Here is an 18590-nt window from a genome sequence, read left to right as displayed (position 1 = left end):
TGGCGTGTCGTAGGCTGGGTTGGCTTCATCAACCCAGCATGTGCCGTTGGTTAGATAGATGCTGGGTTTCGCTACGCTTCAACCCAGCCTACGGGCTCAATCTAAGGGTTAAGCGTTAGATGCACGAAAAGATGACTTGGTTGTTTTGTGGCGTCCACATCTGGACTCCAGTGTTTTTCGTATCAGCGATTTCAGCGCGCAGTCCTTTGGCTTGGCAAAACTCATTCGCCTTAGTAATGCTGCGCGAAAGTAACTCTCCGTCACTTTGGAATCCACCGCGAGCATTGAGAGTGACCAGATAGCGGTTTTCTCCCATCGATACTGGATCAGTCATGGTGACGCATCCTGTAACGAAGGCTGCAATGCATAACGTAGTGACGATTAGCGCTAGTTGTTTCACGCTTAGCTCCAGCAGCGTTTTACTATCCTTAAAACGCAATCTTCCCCGTAAGAATGTCCTTGTACATCACAAAGTCCCCAGCGAAGCTGTAGAAGGGATGTTGGAAGGTCGCGGGGCGGTTGTGTTCGAAGTAAAAATGGCCGACCCAAGCAAAGCCGTAGCCGACAACGGGGAGCAACCAAAGTGCAGCCCAGCTAGCGGTGAAAACCGCGTAAAGTGCCGTCAGAATGACCAGCGTGGTGCCGATGAAGTGCAGGCGGCGGCAGGTGCGGTTGGCGTGTTCTTCGAGGTAGTAGGGGTAGAAATCGGAGAAGCTGTTGAAAGTTGGTTTGGCTGCGGCGGTCATGATGGGCTCCGGCTGGCTGATGGACTCATTATAGGAGTCGATGGCTGCTGCGATGGCAGGAAATCTGGCTCACGGCTCGATTGTTTTAAAAGTGTTTTTAATTAAATATTAATCAATAATAAAAAACAAAGCGCATGCCGATAAAAATCAAAGCGGGGGAGCGGCCTTTGAAGGCTAAGCGGAGTACCAAGGTTGCCATGGTGCTGCCTGCACTCGGCTGGCGTGAGTGGGTGTCTTTGCCGGGATTGGGTATTCGGCAAATCAAGGCCAAGGTCGATACCGGCGCACGGACTTCGGCGATCCATGCGGTTCGGATTGAGCGGCCATCGCCGAAGCGCGTGCGCTTTGCGGTGCGGCCGCTGCAAAAATCGACGGAAGAAATCTGGTGCGAGGCGGAGTTGATTGATGAGCGTTGGGTGTCGGATTCGGGTGGTCATCGCGAACTGCGACCGGTGATCCACACGCCGCTGATTCTCGGCCCGCATCGTTGGCAAATTGAAGTGACACTGACCGCACGTGACAACATGCTTTTTCGTATGCTGCTTGGACGCACGGCGCTGGAAGATCGCTATGTGGTTGATCCCGCCGCGTCATTCTTGATGGGTAAGCGAAAATGAAAATTGCGATGCTCTCGCGCAATAAAAATCTGTACTCGACTCGACGTTTGATCGAAGCCGCCGAAGCACGCGGCCATCAGGTGCAGACCATTGATGTGCTGCGTTGCTATATGAATATTGCGCCACACGATCCGCAGGTGCATTACCGCGGCAAGCGCTTGCCGACCTTTGATGCGGTGATTCCGCGCATCGGCGCGTCTGTCACTTTTTACGGAACGGCCGTTGTTCGTCAGTTTGAAATGATGGGCGTCTATTCTCTGAATGAATCCGTCGCGATCTCGCGTTCGCGCGACAAGTTGCGAGCGCTGCAGTTGTTGGCGCGCAAAGGCGTAGGCTTGCCGGTGACGGGTTTCGCCCATTCACCAGATGACACACGAGATTTGATCAACCTCGTCGGCGGCGCGCCGATGGTGGTCAAACTCACCGAAGGCACGCAGGGTGTTGGCGTTGTGCTTTGTGAAACCGATAAGGCGGCGGAGTCGGTGATCGAGGCTTTCCGAAATCTCGACGCTTACTTCTTGGTGCAGCAATTCATTGAAGAAGCGCGCGGCAGTGATCTGCGTTGCTTTGTGATTGGCGACAAAGTGGTGGCCGCGATGAAGCGTCAGGCCACGCCGGGCGAGTTCCGCTCCAATCTTCACCGCGGGGGCACGGCCAGTGCGGTTGAGATCACTGCCAAGGAACGCAGCACGGCAATTCGCGCTGCAAAAATCATGGGTCTCAATGTCGCTGGCGTCGATTTGCTGCGCACTGACAAAGGCCCGCAGGTCTTAGAGGTCAACTCTTCGCCAGGTCTTGAAGGTATCGAAGCCGCGAGTGGCATTGATATTGCGGATCAGATTATTGAGTTTATTGAGAACAATGCCGCGCCGGGTAAGACCAAAACTCGGGGTACTGGGTAAGGCGTCGCGCTTCGCGAGCACTGCTCGCGGCAATACATGTTGATATGAAGTTGCGCCGAGGATGGCAGACGTGGAATCACCAACAAGACCAATAGTGACCGAGCCCTTCGAAATCGCAGGTCAACGCATCGCTCCTGGCGAAAGTCGCATCGTTCATATCCCTGTTGCCAACACCTACACCAATACGCCGGTGACCCTGCCGGTGCGCGTGGTGCGTGGCAAAAAGCCGGGGCCGGTGATGTTTGTCAGCGCGGCTTTGCATGGTGACGAAATCATTGGTGTCGAAATCATTCGCCGCCTGTTGCGTCTGCGCGAACTGCGTGAGCGCGATGAATTGTGCGGCACGATCCTGGCGGTGCCGGTGGTGAATGTGCCGGCGTTTCTGCAGCAATCGCGTTATCTGCCGGACCGCCGCGATCTCAATCGCAGCTTCCCGGGTAGCGAAACCGGCTCCTTGGCGGCTCGGCTCGCCAATCTATTCTTGAAAGAGGTTGTCGGCAAAAGTGCTTACGGGATCGACTTGCACACGGGCGCGATTCATCGCCCCAACTTGCCGCAGATTCGTGCAGATTTGAGCAATCCAGAGACGCTGCGTCTTGCCCATGTTTTCGGCGTGCCGCTGATGCTCAATTCCACGCCTACCAAAGGCACGCTGCGTGAGCACACGACGAAGAAGGGCGTTCCGGTCCTTTTATATGAGTCCAGCGAGGCGCTGCGGTTTGATGAGCAGTGCATTCGCATCGGTGTGCAGGGCGTGATGAATGTGATGGCAGAGCTCGGCATGGTTTCGCGTGTCAGCGCAGAGCCTTCGCGAACAGTGGCTTCCGTTGTGGCTCGATCCAGCGCCTGGGTGCGGTCGCCAGCCAGTGGAATTCTGCGAGCGCAGACGAAGTTGGGCGAGCTGGTGCGTGTGGGGCAAGTGCTTGGTGTGGTTGGCGAACCCTTCGGAGAACTGGAGACGCCGGTCGTTAGTGGTGCCGAAGGTATTGTCATCGGCCGCCTCAAGCTGCCATTGGTCAACGAAGGTGATGCGCTGTTCCATGTCGCAAGGTTCGAAGACCCTGAGGCCGCCGCTCAAGCCGTGCGTTTGTTGCGAGCTGAGATCAGCATGTGGGAAGTGGAAGAGCCCCCCATAGTCTGAGATAAGGCGGCCCAAATGAGAGTGACTCGCAAATGGCCTCTGAAAAAGCGAGTTGCACCGTCAGATTAAGCTCGCGTCAAGGGTGTAAACATAATTAAACGAATAGCTGATTTGCGATCCGATTCGTTAAACTATGCTAATTCCTTTGAAGGAGATGTTCCCGTGGGGGACACGCTAAACCTCTTTAGCCTCGCGTTCTATGTCATCTGCGTTTTTGGTATCTGCGGATTGATGATTGGGATGTCGTGGTTGCTCGGCGGCCGTGCTAGAGGCCGCGCCAAAGAAGAACCTTTTGAATCCGGCGTCGTTGGCGTGGGTAGTGCGCGTATGCGCATGTCCGCCAAGTTTTATCTGGTCGCCATGTTTTTTGTAATTTTCGATGCCGAAGCGCTGTTTCTCTACGCTTGGGCCGTCTCGGTAAAAGAAGCGGGCTGGGCCGGCTTTGCTGAGGCAGTCATCTTTATCACGATCTTGCTTGCTGGCTTGGTCTATCTCTGGCGCATTGGTGCGCTTGAGTGGGCGCCAGATTCGCGCAAGCGTCTGAAGCAGCAGCAGCAGTCCGAGACGAAGTAATCCTATGGAATACACCCTTACCCGCATCGACACCGATGGCCCGCGCTACCCGCAGGAACAGCGCGAGCCGGTACGTGACCCGATGGAAGACCAGATGCATCGCAGCATCTTCCTCGGCAAGCTCGAAGATATGTTGAAAGGCACCGTGAACTGGGGCCGCAAAAATTCAATCTGGCCGTACAACTTCGGCCTGTCCTGCTGTTACGTCGAAATGGCGACAGCATTTACGCCAACGCACGATCTCGCGCGTTTTGGCTCAGAAGTGATTCGCGCGTCACCACGTCAGGCCGACGTGATCGTGATCGCCGGAACCTGCTTCCAGAAAATGGCACCGGTTGTGCAGCGCTTGTACGAGCAGATGTTGGAACCCAAGTGGGTGATCAGCATGGGTTCATGCGCCAACTCGGGCGGCATGTACGACATTTATTCGGTGGTGCAGGGCGTTGATAAATTCCTGCCGGTCGATGTTTATATTCCCGGCTGCCCACCACGTCCTGAAGCATTTTTGCAGGGCTTGATGCTGTTGCAAGATGCAATTGGTAAAGAACGTCGCCCACTGTCGTGGGTGATCGGCGATCAAGGCGTCTACAAAGCCAACATGCCGTCGCAGCGCGATAAGCATCGCGAAGAGCGCATGGCAGTGACCAAACTTCGGACGCCGGATTCAGTATGACCGCAGACGGCAACGCACCCCACGCTGATAAGGGTACTCCGCACGAGATCGTGCGCGAGCTCTTTTCCCGTTTTGGCGAAAGTCCTTTTGTTTTGCAGAACACTGTTGATCGCGTACCGACCCTCTGGGTTGATCAGTCGCGTCTCGGCGAAGTGCTGCGTTATCTCAAGAACACCATCTCACGTCCGTTCAAGATGCTCTACGACCTCACGGCCGTGGACGAGCGCTTGCGCAAGAATCGTTTTGGTCTGCCAGCGGCAGACTTCACAGTGGTTTATCAACTGCTGTCGATTGAGCGTAACGCTGACATTCGTCTGAAAGTCGCGCTGACCGGCGATTATCCATCGCTGCCCAGCATCGTTGGCATTTATCAGAACGCCAATTGGTACGAGCGCGAAGTTTGGGATTTGTTCGGCATCACCTTTAATGGTCACCCGAATCTGCAACGCATCATGCTGCCGCGTACTTGGCAGGGCCATCCGCTGCGCAAGGAATATCCAGCGCGTGCGACTGAGTTTGATCCGTTTGCACTGACTGTCGCCAAGCAGGACATGGAGCAGGAAGCCCTGCGTTTCAACCCAGAAGAATGGGGCATGAAGCGCGGCACCGCAGAAGAGGACTTCATGTTCCTCAACCTCGGTCCTAACCATCCTTCGGCTCACGGCGCGTTCCGTCTCGTGTTGCAGCTTGATGGTGAAGAGATCGTCGACTGCGTGCCAGACATCGGCTACCACCATCGTGGCGCTGAAAAGATGGGCGAACGTCAGAGCTGGCACACGTTTATTCCTTACACCGACCGCATCGATTATCTCGGCGGCGTGATGAACAACCTGCCGTATATCTTGGCAGTGGAAAAACTCGCAGGCATCGAAGTTCCGGATCGCGTCAAAACCATCCGCATCATGCTTTGCGAATTCTTCCGTATCACTTCACATCTTCTGTATTACGGCACTTACTGTCAGGACGTTGGCGCAATGTCGCCGGTGTTCTTCATGTTCGTTGATCGTCAGAAAGCGTATGACGTGATCGAAGCCATCACTGGCTTCCGTATGCACCCGGCATGGTTCCGCATCGGCGGCGTTGCACACGATCTGCCGCAGGGTTGGGATCGTTTGGTGCGCGACTTCGTGGAGTACCTGCCGAAGCGTCTCGACGAATACCAGAAGGCCGCACTCGAAAACAGCATTCTCAAAATGCGTTCGCGTGGCGTTGCCAAGTACAACACCGCAGATGCGTTGGAGTGGGGCGTCACCGGCCCAGGCCTGCGCGCTACCGGCAGCGACTTCGATCTGCGTAAAGCACGTCCGTATTCCGGCTACGAGAATTTTGATTTTGAAGTGCCGACAGCAACCGGCGGCGACGTTTACGATCGTTGCGTTGTGCGCGTTGAAGAAATGCGCCAGAGCATTCGCATCATCAAGCAGTGCCTCGAAAACATGCCGGCTGGCCCGTACAAAGCAGATCATCCATTGACCTGCCCGCCACCGAAAGAACGCACGCTGCAAGATATTGAAACGTTGATCACGCACTTTCTCGGCGTGTCGTGGGGTCCGGTGATGCCGGCTGGCGAATCAAGCCAGATGATTGAAGCCACTAAAGGCATCAACAGCTATCACCTGATCAGCGATGGCAGCACGATGAGCTACCGCACGCACATCCGTACGCCGTCGTTCGCACATTTGCAGCAAATTCCGTCGGTGATTAAGGGCGCCATGATTCCGGACCTTATTGCCTACATCGCTTCTATTGACTTCGTGATGGCCGATGTCGACCGCTAACTCAAACTCAACCGTGAAGCTCTCTGATCTGCCAAAGGCACAGCCTTTTGCGTTGACGGAGACCGAGCGCCACGAAATCGAGCACGAGCTCGGTCACTATCCTGATGGCCGCGCTGCGAGCATTGGTGCACTGAAGATCGTGCAGCAACATCGTGGCTGGGTGCCGGATGAAGCGATTGCGCCGATTGCCGAAATGATCGGCATCTCCGCTGCAGAATTGGAAGGCGTTGCGACGTTCTACAGCCTGATCTATCGCCGTCCAGTTGGACGTCACGTAATCAAAGTGTGCGACAGCATTTCTTGCTTCCTCACCGGTTACGAAGAAATCAAAACCTCGCTCGAAAAAAATCTCGGCATCGGTATGGGCCAGACCACGACCGACAACCGCTTCACGCTGTTGCCGATCTGCTGCCTTGGCGCTTGCGACAAAGGCCCGACGATGATGATCGACGACGACTTGCACGGTGATCTCACCCCGCAGGGCATTTCCACACTCTTGGAGAAGTACGCATGAGTCTGGAACAAGACCTGTTAGTAAAGCCGCTGACGGCGCGCGTCAATCTCGCGCAGCCGCAGGATCTCAAAGCGTATGAAGCAAGCGGCGGTTATGTCGCGCTGCGTACGGCGGTCAAAGATCTCAAGCCGCAAGAAGTGCAATCCAAAGTTAAAGAAGCAAACCTCCGCGGTCGCGGTGGTGCGGGTTTCCCTACTGGCGTGAAGTGGTCGTTGGTGCCAATGGGCCCAGACTCTGGCGCCAAGTACGTCGTCTGCAACGCAGACGAAATGGAACCCGGCACGTTTAAAGATCGTCTGTTGATGGAAGGTGCGCCGCACCAGCTCGTCGAAGCGATGATCGTTACGGCATTCGCTGTTGGCGCTTGCACTGGTTACATCTTCTTACGCGGCGAATACGTTGTTGCAGCAGAGCGTTTGAACAAGGCGCTCGCTGAAGCGCGCGCTGCTGGTTTGCTCGGCAAAAATATTCTTGGCAGCGGTTGGGATTACGACTGCTTCGTGCACACCGGCGCAGGTCGTTATATCTGCGGCGAAGAAACCGCACTGATCAATTCACTCGAAGGCCGTCGCGCCAATCCGCGCGCCAAGCCACCGTTCCCGCAGATCTCTGGTTTGTGGGGCCGTCCGACAGTCGTTAATAACGTCGAGTCGCTGTGCAACGTGCCTGCGATTTTGGTGAATGGCTCTGAATGGTTCCGTGGTTTGTCGCAAGGCAAATCGAAAGATGGCGGCACCAAGCTTTACGGTGTTTCCGGTCGCGCCAAGCGCACCGGCGTTTATGAATTACCGATTGGCACCAGCGCACGTGAGATTCTCGAAGATCACGGCGGTGGCATGAAAGACGGCTACAAGCTCAAGTGCTGGTTGCCGGGCGGCGCATCAACCGATTTCTTGATGCCTGAGCATCTGGATCTGGCGATGGACTTCGACACCATCGGCCAAGCGGGCTCACGTATGGGCACGGGTTTGCTGACGGTGGTTGATGACAAGCAGAACATGGTTTCTGTTGTGCGCAATCTTGAAGAATTCTTTGCACGCGAATCTTGTGGCTGGTGCACACCGTGCCGCGATGGTTTGCCGTGGTCCGTGAAAATTCTGATGGCGCTGGAGCGCGGTCAGGGTCGTGCAGAAGACATCGCACAGCTTGAGCGTCTCACGCGTTACTTGGGTCCGGGCCGCACGTTCTGCGCGCACGCACCGGGCGCGATGGAGCCGCTGCAGTCGGCCCTTAAATTCTTCCGTTCTGAATTCGAAGCGGGCGTTGCGAAAACGCCAACGGAAGCTGGCGTCGCTAAAACGCCAGTTGCGGCATAACAGGTTAGAAATACATGGCGACGATACACGTAGACGGCAAGCAGTATGAGGTCAGCGGAGCAGACAATCTGCTTCAGGCCTGCCTGTCGCTGGGCCTCGATATTCCTTATTTCTGCTGGCACCCGGCGCTTGGTTCGGTTGGCGCTTGCCGCCAATGCGCGGTGAAGCAGTACAAGGACGAGAACGACAAGATGGGTCGCATCGTCATGTCTTGTATGACGCCTGCTGCCAACGGTACCTACATCTCGATTGCAGATGATGAGTCCAAACAGTTCCGCGGTGCTGTTGTTGAATTCTTGATGACCAATCACCCGCACGACTGCCCAGTCTGCGAAGAAGGTGGCCACTGCCATCTTCAAGATATGACGGTGATGACCGGCCACCACAGCCGTAGCTACAACTTCAGCAAGCGCACGCACAATAATCAGGATCTCGGCCCGTTCATTGGCCATGAGATGAACCGCTGCATTTCTTGCTACCGCTGCGTCCGTTATTACAAGGACTACGCAGGCGGCACCGATCTTGGCGTGTTTGGTTCGGCAAGCAATGTTTATTTCGGCCGTGCAGAAGAAGGCACGCTCGAAAGCGAATTCTCCGGCAACCTCACCGAGGTTTGCCCAACCGGTGTGTTCACCGACAAGACGCACTCCGAGCGTTACAACCGTAAGTGGGACATGCAGTTTGCGCCAAGCATCTGCACCGGTTGCGCAGTCGGCTGCAACATTTCTCCCGGCGAACGTTATGGCGAAATTCGTCGTATCGAAAATCGCTACAACGGTGAAGTGAACGGTTACTTCCTCTGCGATCGCGGTCGCTTTGGTTACGGCTATACCAATAACAAGGATCGCCCACGTCGTCCGCTGCTGCGTCATAGCGGTCGTCACATCCTGATTGAAAACGGCGAAGCGCTTGCGCAATCCGGCAGCATGATTCGCAACGCCAAGAAGGTGCTCGGCATTGGTTCGCCGCGTGCATCGGTGGAGTCCAACTACGCATTGCGCGAGTTGGTCGGCGCAGAAAATTTCTACAGCGGCATGTCGTCGCTGGAACACGATCTCACTGCAGCCGTACTCAATGTATTGCGTAGTGGTGCGGTCGCTGCTGCAAGCATTGAACAGATTGAACAGGCTGACGCGGTTCTTGTGCTCGGTGAAGACGTCACCAGCACTGCAGCTCGCGTGGCACTGGCGATTCGTCAGTCAGTACGCGGCAAGATGCAGGAACTCGGCGCTAAGAAGAACGTGCCGGATTGGCAGGTGATTGCACTTGCTGACCTCGTGCAGAAGCAGAAGAACCCGCTGTTCATCGTCAGCACTGACGTAACGCGTCTCGACGACGTTGCACAGAAAACCGCGCAGGCTGCGCCAGAAGATATCGCGCGCCTCGGCTTTGCTATCGCCAATTTGTTAGATGGCGCAGCGCCGAAGGTTGATGGTCTGTCGGCTGCATCGCAGGCACTCGCTAAAGAAATCGCAGATGTACTCGGCAAGGCACAGCGCCCGTTGATCGTCTCTGGCGTTGGCGCGCAATCGGCTGCCGTGATTGAAGCGGCTGCGAACATTGCGACTGCGCTGAAGAGCAAAGGCTCAGCAGTGAATATTTCACTCGCACTGTCAGAAGCCAACAGCCTCGGCCTGTCGATGATGGATGCCGGCAATATTGATGCTGCGTTCAAGCGACTCAATGCTGGCGAAGCCGACACGCTGGTCGTGTTGGAAAATGATTTGTACCGCCGCGCGCCAAAAGCGCAGGTCGATGCAGCACTGAAAGATCTGAAGAGCTTGATTGTTCTCGATCATCAAATGACGGCAACGGCTGAACAGGCGCACATCGTGTTGCCTGCTGCCAGCGTGTTTGAAGGCGACGGCACTTTCGTCAGCATGGAAGGCCGCGCGCAGCGTCACTATCAGGTCTACGACTCGGCGTACTACAACAAAGACTTCGTTTCGACGGAAGCTTGGCGTTGGTTGTCTCAACTGAAGAACTCCGCTTCGGCGGTGATTGTTGATGATGTGATTGCTGCTGTCGCCGCTGCGCTGCCAGCGTTGGCCAAGATCACGGAAGCTGCGCCTAGCGCCAAGTTCCGCGTCAATGGCATGAAGATGGCACGCGAACCGCATCGTTACAGCGGACGCACTGCCATGCGCGCCAACATCAGCGTGCATGAACCACGTCAGCCGCAAGACATCGACAACCCGCTGAACTTCTCGATGGAAGGCTACAACGGCACCGGCAAGTTGGATCGCCCTGCCGCGCTCGTGCCTTACGCATGGGCACCAGGTTGGAACTCGCCATCGGCTTGGAACAAATTCCAGACGGAAGTTGGCGGCCATATGCGCGGTGGCGATGCTGGCGTGCACGTGTTTGTTTCTGGCACGGGTCAGCCGTCTTACTTCAAGAATATTCCTGCTGCGTTTGCACCTTCGGCCAATGGTCTGCGTGCACTCGTGTTGCATCGCCACTTCGGCGCTGAAGAATTGTCGTCGCGCGCAAAACCAATTCAGGATCGTGCTGCACCTGCAACGGTTGTCTTCAATGCTGCCGATGCACAGCGCCTCGGCATCAATGGCAAGGCAACGGTCACGATTGAAGGCGTGAGCGTCACGCTGCCAACGCAGATCAGCAAAACCTTGCCGCAAGGCGTTGTCGGTTTGCCAGCGGGTCTAGTTGAACTGCCGATGCTGAATTCGCAGTCCATCGCACAAGTGAGCGGGGGACACTGATGTCAGGATTCCTTGCCAAGCTGCAAGCGTGGTTCGCGCCGATCATGGCGTGGCTGGAACCATGGCTGCCGTTTATTTTCACCGCCCTCACCACACTCGCGATCTTGTTGATCATGGTGATCGTCGCTGCCTACATGATTTGGTTGGAGCGCCGCTTGCTCGGCCTCTGGCAGGATCGTTATGGCCCGAATCGTGTGGGTCCGTTTGGTCTCGGCCAAGTGGTTGCCGACATGCTCAAGATTTTCTTCAAAGAAGATTGGGTGCCGTCGTTTGTCGACAAACCAACCTTCATCATCGCGCCAGTGATCGCGATGAGCATGATGATGCTCGGCTTCGCAGTGATTCCGCTTTCTCCGACACTTGGCGTTGCTGATCTCAATATCGGCGTGTTGTTCTTCCTCGCAATTGCTGGCTTGTCGGTTTACGCCGTCATGCTTGGTGGCTGGTCTAGCAACAGCAAGTACGCATTGCTCGGCGGTATTCGTTCGACCGCACAGACAATCAGCTACGAAGTGTTTATGGGTCTCGCACTGATGGGCGTGGTGATGCAGGCTGGTTCATTCAGCTTGCGCGATATCGTTAATGCGCAGGCTGGCATGTGGAATGTCATTCCACAGTTCCTCGCGTTCCTTGCATGGGTGCCTGCCGCACTCGCAGTGACGCACCGTACGCCTTTCGATTTGCCAGAAGCTGAATCAGAACTGGTGCAGGGTTATCACACTGAATATTCCGGCATGAAGTTCGGCATGTTCATGGTTAGCGAATACGTTGGCATCGTGATGGTGTCAGGCCTGACAACGACGCTGTTCTTCGGCGGCTGGCATGGCCCGGGCGCTGAGCAGTATCCAATCCTTGGCTTGGTTTGGTTCTGCGCTAAGACCTTCTTATTTATGTGCAGCTACATTTTGGTACGCGCAGCGCTACCGCGCCCACGCTATGACCAGATCATGGCTGCTGGCTGGAAATTCTGCCTGCCGCTGACGCTCGTCAATCTGTTGTTGACGGCGGCGGTAGTGCTTTGGAATTCGGGAGTTTGATCGTGGGACTCATTCACGGCGTTTATACCCAGCTCAGAAGCATCGCGATGATCTTCAGCCACAGCTGGCGCAAGCGCGACGTTATTCCGTACCCGGAAGTAAAACCTTACATCCCACCTCGTTATCGCGGACGCATTGTGTTGACGCGCGATCCTGATGGCGAAGAGCGTTGCGTGGCTTGCAACCTTTGCGCGGTGGCTTGCCCGGTTGGTTGTATCTCGCTGCAGAAAGCAGAGCGGGATGATGGCCGTTGGTACCCTGAATTTTTCCGTATCAACTTCTCGCGCTGCATTTTCTGCGGTCTTTGCGAAGAAGCTTGCCCGACCACCGCGATTCAGCTGACGCCTGATTACGAAATCTGCGAGTACAACCGCCAGAATCTCGTTTATGAGAAGGAAGACCTCCTGATCAGCGGCCCCGGCAAATATCACGACTACAACTTCTACCGCGTCTCAGGCATGTCGATTTCGGGCAAACCCAAAGGCGCTGCGCAGAACGAATCCAAGCCGGTCGACGTCAAGTCGCTGCTGCCTTGATGCGGAGCGCAAGAACATGATGCCAACCATTATCGAAATTTGTTTCTACGCTGCCGCTGCAGTGGCTGTGCTGTCGACCTTTCTAGTTGTTACCGGAAAGAATCCCGTGCACGCGCTGTTGTACTTAGTGGTCTCTCTGTTTGCAGTTGCCATGATTTTCTTCACGCTCGGCGCGCCGTTTGCGGGTGCGCTGGAAATCATCGTGTACGCCGGCGCCATCATGGTGTTGTTTGTATTCGTGGTGATGATGCTCAACCTCGGTGAAGCCGTGGTGCAGCAAGAAAAACTTTGGCTGACGCCACGCGCCTGGATCGGGCCTGCGTTGTTGTCGTCGGTACTGCTCGGACTGCTGCTCTATGTATTAGTGCCGAGTGATTTACACATGGCCGGTGCGACTACGATCAGCCCCAAGCAGGTTGGCATCGTGTTGTACGGGCCTTATCTGCTCGCAGTGGAATTGGCATCAATGCTGCTCTTGGGTGCGCTGGTTGCGGCTTATCATTTGGGCAAGCATGAATAAGAAACTAAATAATTTCGTACGAGCCGTCCATGGCGCTGCGTCCGGCCCGGCCATCCATGGCCGTGCGCTCGCCGGGATGAATGTCCACTGGACATTCATCTCTTTCCGGCTCGCCCTCGGCAAGCACGAATAACGGGAACCGGGAACGATGACGGAAGTGACCGCTATACCGATGGAGCATGGGCTGATACTAGCCGCAGTGCTTTTTGCACTGGGTTTTGCAGGCGTACTCGTGCGCCGCAATATCATCTTTATGCTGATGTCGATTGAAGTAATGATGAACAGCGCTGCGCTGGCATTTGTTGTGGCCGGTAGCCGCTGGCAGCAGGCTGACGGACAGATCATGTTCATTCTGATTCTGACGCTCGCAGCTGCTGAAGCTAGCGTTGGTTTGGCCTTGGTTCTGCAGCTTTATCGTCGATTCCAGACGCTGGATGTCGACGCTGCAGGGGAGATGCGCGGATGAGTTTCAATCTCCTGTTTTTAGTCTTCCTATTCCCACTGCTCGGCTTTTTAACGCTGGCGTTCTCGCGTGGCCGCATTTCTGAAAATGCTGCAGCGGTGATTGGTGTTGGCTCGATTGGTTTGTCGGCTGCATTGACGGCACTGCTCGGCTTCCAGTTCCTGACGCATCCGCCGGAAGGTGGCGCGTACACGCAGCTACTGTGGACGTGGATGAACGTTGGCGGTTTCGCGCCGCAATTCTCACTGCGTCTCGATGGCCTGTCATTGGTGATGATGTCGGTCATCACTGGCGTTGGCTTCTTCATTCACCTGTTCGCATCTTGGTATATGCGCGGTGATGAAGGTTTTGCGCGCTTCTTCTCGTACATGAACCTGTTCATCGCCAGCATGTTGTTCCTCGTGCTCGGCGACAACCTGCTGTTCCTCTACTTCGGTTGGGAAGGCGTCGGCGTTGCCAGCTATCTGTTGATCGGCTTCTGGTACAAGGATCCTGCCAACGGTTTGGCTGCACGCAAAGCATTTGTGGTGACGCGTGTTGGCGATACCTTTATGGCGATCGGCCTGTTCATTCTGTTCCATGAACTCGGCACGCTGAACATTCAAGACGTGATGGCACGTGCGGCTGTTGTCTGGCCGCAGGGCTCGACGACGCTGACGATTGCAGCACTGTTGTTGCTCGGCGGTGCGGTTGGTAAATCGGCGCAGCTGCCACTGCAAACGTGGTTGCCAGATGCAATGGCCGGTCCTACGCCTGTCTCCGCGTTGATCCACGCTGCAACGATGGTGACCGCAGGCGTTTACCTGATTGCACGTACGCATGTTCTGTTTGAACTGTCGCCGTTCGCGCTGCAGTGTGTTGGTGTTGTTGGCGCGGTCACGCTGGTGATGGCGGGCTTCACGGCGCTGATGCAAACGGACATCAAGAAAATTCTCGCGTACTCGACCATGAGCCAGATCGGTTACATGTTCTTGGCGCTCGGCGTTGGTGCTTACCAACCCGCCATCTTCCATCTGATGACGCACGCTTTCTTTAAAGCGCTGTTGTTCTTGTCATCAGGCTCGGTGATTCTGGCGATGCATCACGAGCAGGACATCTTCAAGATGGGCAACCTGCGCAAACATATTCCGCTGGTGTTCTGGTGCATGTTGATCGGCACCATGGCGCTGACGGCGCTGCCGTTCACCTCGGGCTTCTTCTCCAAAGACGAAATCCTGCACGAGGCTTATCTGACTGGGCACACTGATCTGTGGCTGGCTGGTTTGTTCGGCGCGTTCCTCACGGCCGTGTATAGCTTCCGTCTGATCTTCATCACTTTCTTTGGTCCTGAGCGTTGGCGCAAAGAGTCACACGCGCATCATGATGCGCATGACGCGCACGCTGATGAAGCGCACCACGGCTTGGCCGCGAATGAAAATCCGCATGGCGCCAAAACGCTGGATCACCACATCCCATTGCTGGTGCTGTTAGCGCTTGCGATCTTCGGCGGCTTTATCCATCTTCCGTTGGATGGTGTGTTGCCGCATGCCGTGATTGCTGATCACCACAAGGGCGGCGCGTTCATCGAGTATCTGCCGCTGATCGTGACGCTGATGGGTATCGCGCTGAGCTGGTATCTGTTCCTGAAGAACCCGGCGCTGCCTGAGCGTTTGAAGAACGGCGCCGTGACGAAGTACATCGGCAAGTTCTGGCAGAGCGCGTTTGGTTTCGACTGGCTCTATGACAAGTTGTTTGTGCAGCCTTTCCTCTGGCTGGTGCACATCAACCGCAACGACATCGTCGATGTCGTCATCACCAAAATTCCTAATGCCTTCCACTCTGCACATGGCTTCTTCGCCGCGACGCAGAACGGACGCATGCGCAATTACGCGTTTGCGATGGGCGTCGGCGCCTGTCTTGTGATTGTTGTGGTGCTCCTATGATTCTGGTCTGGCTGATTCTTCTGCCGTTCATTGGCGGCCTGTTGTGCTGGATAAGCGAGCGTGCGCTCGGCGTTGCCGTGCCGCGTTGGATTGCGCTGTTCACGATGCTGACGGCGCTCGGTCTCTCGATTTGGTTGTGGGCGACTGGCGATTACTCGCTGGCGCAAGTGGGTACGGGGCATCCGAACTGGACCATTGAATACCAAGCACCTTGGATTCCAAGCCTCGGCATTTCCTTCCACTTGGGTATGGATGGTCTGTCGCTGATTCTCGTCATCCTGACCAACATCCTTGGCGTGATGGCCGTGGGTTGCTCGTGGAAAGAAATTCAGCAGAACGTCGGCTTCTTTCATCTCAATCTGTTGTGGAATCTCGGCGGCGTTGTTGGCGTGTTCCTCACGCTCGACATGTTCCTGTTCTTCTTCCTGTGGGAAATGATGCTGGTGCCGATGTACTTCCTGATCGCGCTCTGGGGCCATAACGCACCAGGCGGAAAAGGACGCATCTACGCAGCGAACAAGTTCTTCATCTTCACGCAGGCTTCAGGCCTGATCATGTTGGTCGCGATTCTTGGCTTGGTATTCGTCAATTATCAGAGCACCGGCGTGCTGAGCTTCGACTACGAAGATCTGCTGAAAACGCAGATGACGCCGATGGTTGAGTACATGTTGATGCTCGGCTTCTTCATCGCGTTCTCAGTGAAGATGCCGTTGATCCCGGTGCACAGCTGGTTACCAGATGCACACTCGCAGGCACCAACCGCGGGTTCGGTTGATCTCGCCGGTATTCTTTTGAAGACTGCGGCTTATGGTCTGCTGCGTTTTGCGCTGCCGTTCTTCCCCAATGCTTCGGCCAGCTTCGCGCCGATCGCAATGTGGTTGGGCGTGATCGGCATCATCTACGCCGCGTTCATGGCGTTTGCACAAACCGACATTAAGCGTTTGATTGCTTACACCTCGATCTCGCACATGGGCTTCGTGATGATCGGCATTTACGCCGGCACCACGCAGGCGCTGCAAGGCGTCGTGATTCAGATGGTGGCGCACGGTATTTCTGCTGGCGCGCTGTTCATGCTCTGCGGCGAAATTTACGAGCGTCTGCACACGCGTGATCTACGCAAGATGGGCGGCCTGTGGTCGCGACTACCGTATCTACCGCCGATTGCACTGTTCTTCAGTTTTGCATCGCTGGGCATGCCAGGTCTTGGCAACTTCGTTGGCGAATTCCTGATTCTGCTCGGTACGTGGAAAGTTGATATGTGGGTGACGATCTTCGCCTCTAGCGGCTTGGTCCTTGCTGCTGTGTATTCGCTGATCATGGTGCAGCGCGCATTCCACGGCGCACCCAGAGAAGAGCATCACGCTTTGGCGGATCTCTCCAAACGCGAACTCGCTTTGATGATGTCACTCATGCTGATTCTGTTGGGCCTCGGTTTGTATCCGCAGATCGTGCTGGATACTTCGGCGGCGTCGATGGCTTCTGTGCAGGCGATCTATCTGCCAGCGCAGCAGGCTGTGCATACCGCAGCGGGAGTCTTGCCATGAACTTTACTGAAGCTCAATGGCTCGCTCTGTTGCCGCTGCTGATCACCGGCGCATCGCCGATTGTGGTGATGGCGGCGATCTCGGTTAAACGCCATCACTGGTGGAACGCCACGCTCGGCGTTTCCGTACTCAACATTGCATTGCTGGTCTGCGCTGCGTTCTTGCTCGGCCCAATGGTTGGATTGTTGCCGCCGTTCGTGCCGCAACAGATCACACCTTTGCTGCTCGTTGACGGTTACGCGCTGTTCTATATGTCGCTGATTCTTGCGACGACGTTGGCGACCGGCACCTTGCTGCACGCGTACATGGAAGGCTACCAAGGCAATAAGGAAGAGATTTATCTCTTGCTGACGATTTCTGCGCTGGGTGGCGTGGTGATGGCCTGCGCTAGCCACATGGCTTCGTTCTTCATCGGCCTTGAGCTGATGTCGGTTCCGCTCTACGCAATGGTGGCGTACCCACACAAGTCGCGTATCTCGCTGGAAGGCGGCATCAAGTACTTAGTGTTGTCGGCAGTCGCTTCGGCTTTCTTGCTATTCGGCATGGCGCTGATCTATTCGCAGTCGGGCGTTCTGTCGTTTGCTCAGCTTGCAGCTTGGGCATCAGCAACCGGCGGCGGCACAGTGATTGCGCTCACCGGCGTCGCAATGATTTTTGCAGGCGTTGGCTTCAAGTTGTCGGTGGTGCCGTTCCATCTGTGGACGCCAGACGTTTACGAAGGCGCACCCGCGCCGGTTACTGGTTTCCTCGCTACCGCATCCAAGACGGCTGTGTTTGCCGTGTTGCTGCGCTTCTTCGTTGATGGCGGCCTCTATCGCTACGTTGGCCTCACCGATGTGCTGACGATCATTGCGATCGCTTCGATCATTGTTGGCAACGTGCTGGCTTTGTTCCAAGGCAACATCAAGCGCATGTTGGCCTACTCGTCGATTGCGCACTTCGGTTATCTGTTGGTCGCGCTGATTGCTGGCGGCCCGCTCGCGATTGAAGCCGTCGGTGTTTACCTGCTGACTTACGTCGTCACCACGCTCAGCGCGTTTGGTGTGGTTACTTTGATGTCGAGCCCGTTTGGCGAGCGCGATGCTGCACAGATCTACGACTATCGTGGTCTGTTCTGGCGCCGCCCTTTCCTGACCTCAATCTTGACCGTGGCGATGTTGTCGCTTGCAGGCATTCCGCTCACCGCAGGCTTTATCGGCAAGTTCTACATCATCGCGACCGGTGTTAATCAGCATCAGTGGCTGCTGCTTGCTGCGGTTGTCGCGGGCAGTGCGATTGGCCTCTATTACTACCTACGCGTCATGATCACGCTCTATCTGCTTGATCCACAGCGTCGCCGCTTCTCCGCGCCGCTGCATTGGGCACAGCAGGCGGGTGGCGTGATGGTGTTGGGCTTAATGTTGTTGATGCTGCTGCTCGGCATCTACCCAGAGCCTTTCATCCAGGTGATCAAGGCAGGCGCCCTGAGCATCCACTAAAGATTTGATTGCGAGGCTGGGGAAACCCACTCTTGCAAGGCGTAAACAGAGGCCATGCAATGTTAAGTTGCGTGGCCTTTTTGCTTATAGAGTTATGATCAAGTCAT

At 55.7% G+C, this 18590-nt stretch carries 18 protein-coding genes; 16 read left to right on the top strand and 2 right to left on the bottom strand.

Annotated features, from left to right (window positions below; genetic code table 11):
• Positions 1 to 115 precede the first annotated feature (115 nt).
• Together CJD38_RS17275 and CJD38_RS17270 are read right to left on the bottom strand one after the other, a co-directional pair.
• Complete coding sequence (locus CJD38_RS17275; protein WP_146166013.1) at positions 116 to 334, bottom strand: hypothetical protein; 219 nt, start codon at positions 332 to 334, stop codon at positions 116 to 118.
• A 94-nt stretch (positions 335 to 428) separates the two neighbouring features.
• Positions 429 to 746 carry an Mpo1-like protein gene (locus CJD38_RS17270; protein ID WP_107941629.1) on the bottom strand — a complete coding sequence of 106 codons (318 nt, stop codon included), beginning with the start codon at positions 744 to 746 and terminating at the stop codon, positions 429 to 431.
• Between the two features lie 197 nt (positions 747 to 943).
• On the opposite strand from CJD38_RS17270, the gene CJD38_RS17265 reads away from it, so the two are divergent.
• From CJD38_RS17265 to nuoN, 16 genes are all read left to right on the top strand, one after another.
• Positions 944 to 1363, top strand: coding sequence for an ATP-dependent zinc protease family protein (locus CJD38_RS17265; RefSeq protein WP_107941628.1), 420 nt, complete (start codon positions 944 to 946; stop codon positions 1361 to 1363).
• On the top strand, positions 1360 to 2265 hold the full coding sequence (rimK, locus tag CJD38_RS17260) for a 30S ribosomal protein S6--L-glutamate ligase (RefSeq protein ID WP_107941627.1): 906 nt from the start codon (positions 1360 to 1362) through the stop codon (positions 2263 to 2265). The genes CJD38_RS17265 and rimK overlap by 4 nt, the downstream gene beginning before the upstream one ends.
• 94 nt (positions 2266 to 2359) lie before the next feature.
• Entirely contained in the window at positions 2360 to 3406 is a 1047-nt protein-coding gene (locus CJD38_RS17255; RefSeq protein WP_240783710.1) for a succinylglutamate desuccinylase/aspartoacylase family protein, read from the top strand.
• 231 nt (positions 3407 to 3637) lie between these two features.
• Complete coding sequence (gene ndhC, locus CJD38_RS17250; RefSeq protein ID WP_107941625.1) at positions 3638 to 3979, top strand: NADH-quinone oxidoreductase subunit A; 342 nt, start codon at positions 3638 to 3640, stop codon at positions 3977 to 3979.
• Between the two features lie 4 nt (positions 3980 to 3983).
• On the top strand, positions 3984 to 4652 hold the full coding sequence (locus tag CJD38_RS17245; RefSeq protein WP_107941624.1) for a NuoB/complex I 20 kDa subunit family protein: 669 nt from the start codon (positions 3984 to 3986) through the stop codon (positions 4650 to 4652).
• Complete coding sequence (nuoC, locus tag CJD38_RS17240) at positions 4649 to 6430, top strand: NADH-quinone oxidoreductase subunit C/D (RefSeq protein ID WP_107941623.1); 1782 nt, start codon at positions 4649 to 4651, stop codon at positions 6428 to 6430. Before CJD38_RS17245 ends, nuoC begins: the two co-directional genes overlap by 4 nt.
• On the top strand, positions 6417 to 6944 hold the full coding sequence (gene nuoE, locus CJD38_RS17235; RefSeq protein WP_107941622.1) for an NADH-quinone oxidoreductase subunit NuoE: 528 nt from the start codon (positions 6417 to 6419) through the stop codon (positions 6942 to 6944). Before nuoC ends, nuoE begins: the two co-directional genes overlap by 14 nt.
• Entirely contained in the window at positions 6941 to 8260 is a 1320-nt protein-coding gene (gene nuoF, locus CJD38_RS17230) for an NADH-quinone oxidoreductase subunit NuoF (protein ID WP_107941621.1), read from the top strand. Before nuoE ends, nuoF begins: the two co-directional genes overlap by 4 nt.
• Positions 8261 to 8274: 14 nt before the next feature.
• Positions 8275 to 10983, top strand: coding sequence for an NADH-quinone oxidoreductase subunit NuoG (gene nuoG, locus CJD38_RS17225; RefSeq protein ID WP_107941620.1), 2709 nt, complete (start codon positions 8275 to 8277; stop codon positions 10981 to 10983).
• Positions 10984 to 11027: 44 nt separating this feature from the next.
• Positions 11028 to 12020 carry an NADH-quinone oxidoreductase subunit NuoH gene (gene nuoH, locus CJD38_RS17220; protein WP_107941700.1) on the top strand — a complete coding sequence of 331 codons (993 nt, stop codon included), beginning with the start codon at positions 11028 to 11030 and terminating at the stop codon, positions 12018 to 12020.
• Positions 12017 to 12556: an NADH-quinone oxidoreductase subunit NuoI gene (nuoI, locus tag CJD38_RS17215; RefSeq protein WP_301331377.1), complete on the top strand. Its 540-nt coding sequence runs from the start codon at positions 12017 to 12019 to the stop codon at positions 12554 to 12556. The genes nuoH and nuoI overlap by 4 nt, the downstream gene beginning before the upstream one ends.
• A 31-nt stretch (positions 12557 to 12587) precedes the next feature.
• Entirely contained in the window at positions 12588 to 13076 is a 489-nt protein-coding gene (gene nuoJ, locus CJD38_RS17210) for an NADH-quinone oxidoreductase subunit J (protein ID WP_107941698.1), read from the top strand.
• Positions 13077 to 13233: 157 nt separating this feature from the next.
• Positions 13234 to 13542, top strand: coding sequence for an NADH-quinone oxidoreductase subunit NuoK (gene nuoK / locus CJD38_RS17205; RefSeq protein WP_107941697.1), 309 nt, complete (start codon positions 13234 to 13236; stop codon positions 13540 to 13542).
• Entirely contained in the window at positions 13539 to 15461 is a 1923-nt protein-coding gene (nuoL, locus tag CJD38_RS17200) for an NADH-quinone oxidoreductase subunit L (protein WP_107941619.1), read from the top strand. The genes nuoK and nuoL overlap by 4 nt, the downstream gene beginning before the upstream one ends.
• The gene (nuoM, locus tag CJD38_RS17195) at positions 15458 to 17005 is read left to right on the top strand and encodes an NADH-quinone oxidoreductase subunit M (RefSeq protein ID WP_107941618.1); all 1548 of its coding nucleotides are present in this window, start codon (positions 15458 to 15460) and stop codon (positions 17003 to 17005) included. The genes nuoL and nuoM overlap by 4 nt, the downstream gene beginning before the upstream one ends.
• A complete protein-coding gene (nuoN, locus tag CJD38_RS17190) occupies positions 17002 to 18483 on the top strand; it encodes an NADH-quinone oxidoreductase subunit NuoN (protein WP_107941617.1) in 1482 nt (493 codons plus the stop codon). The genes nuoM and nuoN overlap by 4 nt, the downstream gene beginning before the upstream one ends.
• Positions 18484 to 18590: the final 107 nt, after the last annotated feature.

It is taken from the genome of Stenotrophobium rhamnosiphilum, assembly GCF_003052265.1.
GTDB classification, from domain to species: domain Bacteria; phylum Pseudomonadota; class Gammaproteobacteria; order Nevskiales; family Nevskiaceae; genus Stenotrophobium; species Stenotrophobium rhamnosiphilum.
Note: the sequence above shows the minus strand (reverse complement) of the source record. Positions and strands in the feature narration are given on the sequence as shown.

Bases quoted from the DNA above. Each gene is read 5' to 3' on its own strand.
- nuoL (WP_107941619.1), top strand. From the start codon at position 13,539: ATGAGTTTCAATCTCCTGTTTTTAGTCTTCCTATTCCCACTGCTCGGC.
- nuoF (WP_107941621.1), top strand. From the start codon at position 6,941: ATGAGTCTGGAACAAGACCTGTTAGTAAAGCCGCTGACGGCGCGCGTC.
- nuoE (WP_107941622.1), top strand. From the start codon at position 6,417: ATGTCGACCGCTAACTCAAACTCAACCGTGAAGCTCTCTGATCTGCCA.
- ndhC (WP_107941625.1), top strand. From the start codon at position 3,638: ATGATTGGGATGTCGTGGTTGCTCGGCGGCCGTGCTAGAGGCCGCGCC.
- nuoC (WP_107941623.1), top strand. From the start codon at position 4,649: ATGACCGCAGACGGCAACGCACCCCACGCTGATAAGGGTACTCCGCAC.
- CJD38_RS17265 (WP_107941628.1), top strand. From the start codon at position 944: ATGGTGCTGCCTGCACTCGGCTGGCGTGAGTGGGTGTCTTTGCCGGGA.
- nuoH (WP_107941700.1), top strand. From the start codon at position 11,028: ATGGCGTGGCTGGAACCATGGCTGCCGTTTATTTTCACCGCCCTCACC.
- CJD38_RS17245 (WP_107941624.1), top strand. From the start codon at position 3,984: ATGGAATACACCCTTACCCGCATCGACACCGATGGCCCGCGCTACCCG.
- nuoM (WP_107941618.1), top strand. From the start codon at position 15,458: ATGATTCTGGTCTGGCTGATTCTTCTGCCGTTCATTGGCGGCCTGTTG.
- rimK (WP_107941627.1), top strand. From the start codon at position 1,360: ATGAAAATTGCGATGCTCTCGCGCAATAAAAATCTGTACTCGACTCGA.
- nuoN (WP_107941617.1), top strand. From the start codon at position 17,002: ATGAACTTTACTGAAGCTCAATGGCTCGCTCTGTTGCCGCTGCTGATC.
- CJD38_RS17275 (WP_146166013.1), bottom strand. From the start codon at position 334: ATGACTGATCCAGTATCGATGGGAGAAAACCGCTATCTGGTCACTCTC.
- CJD38_RS17270 (WP_107941629.1), bottom strand. From the start codon at position 746: ATGACCGCCGCAGCCAAACCAACTTTCAACAGCTTCTCCGATTTCTAC.
- nuoG (WP_107941620.1), top strand. From the start codon at position 8,275: ATGGCGACGATACACGTAGACGGCAAGCAGTATGAGGTCAGCGGAGCA.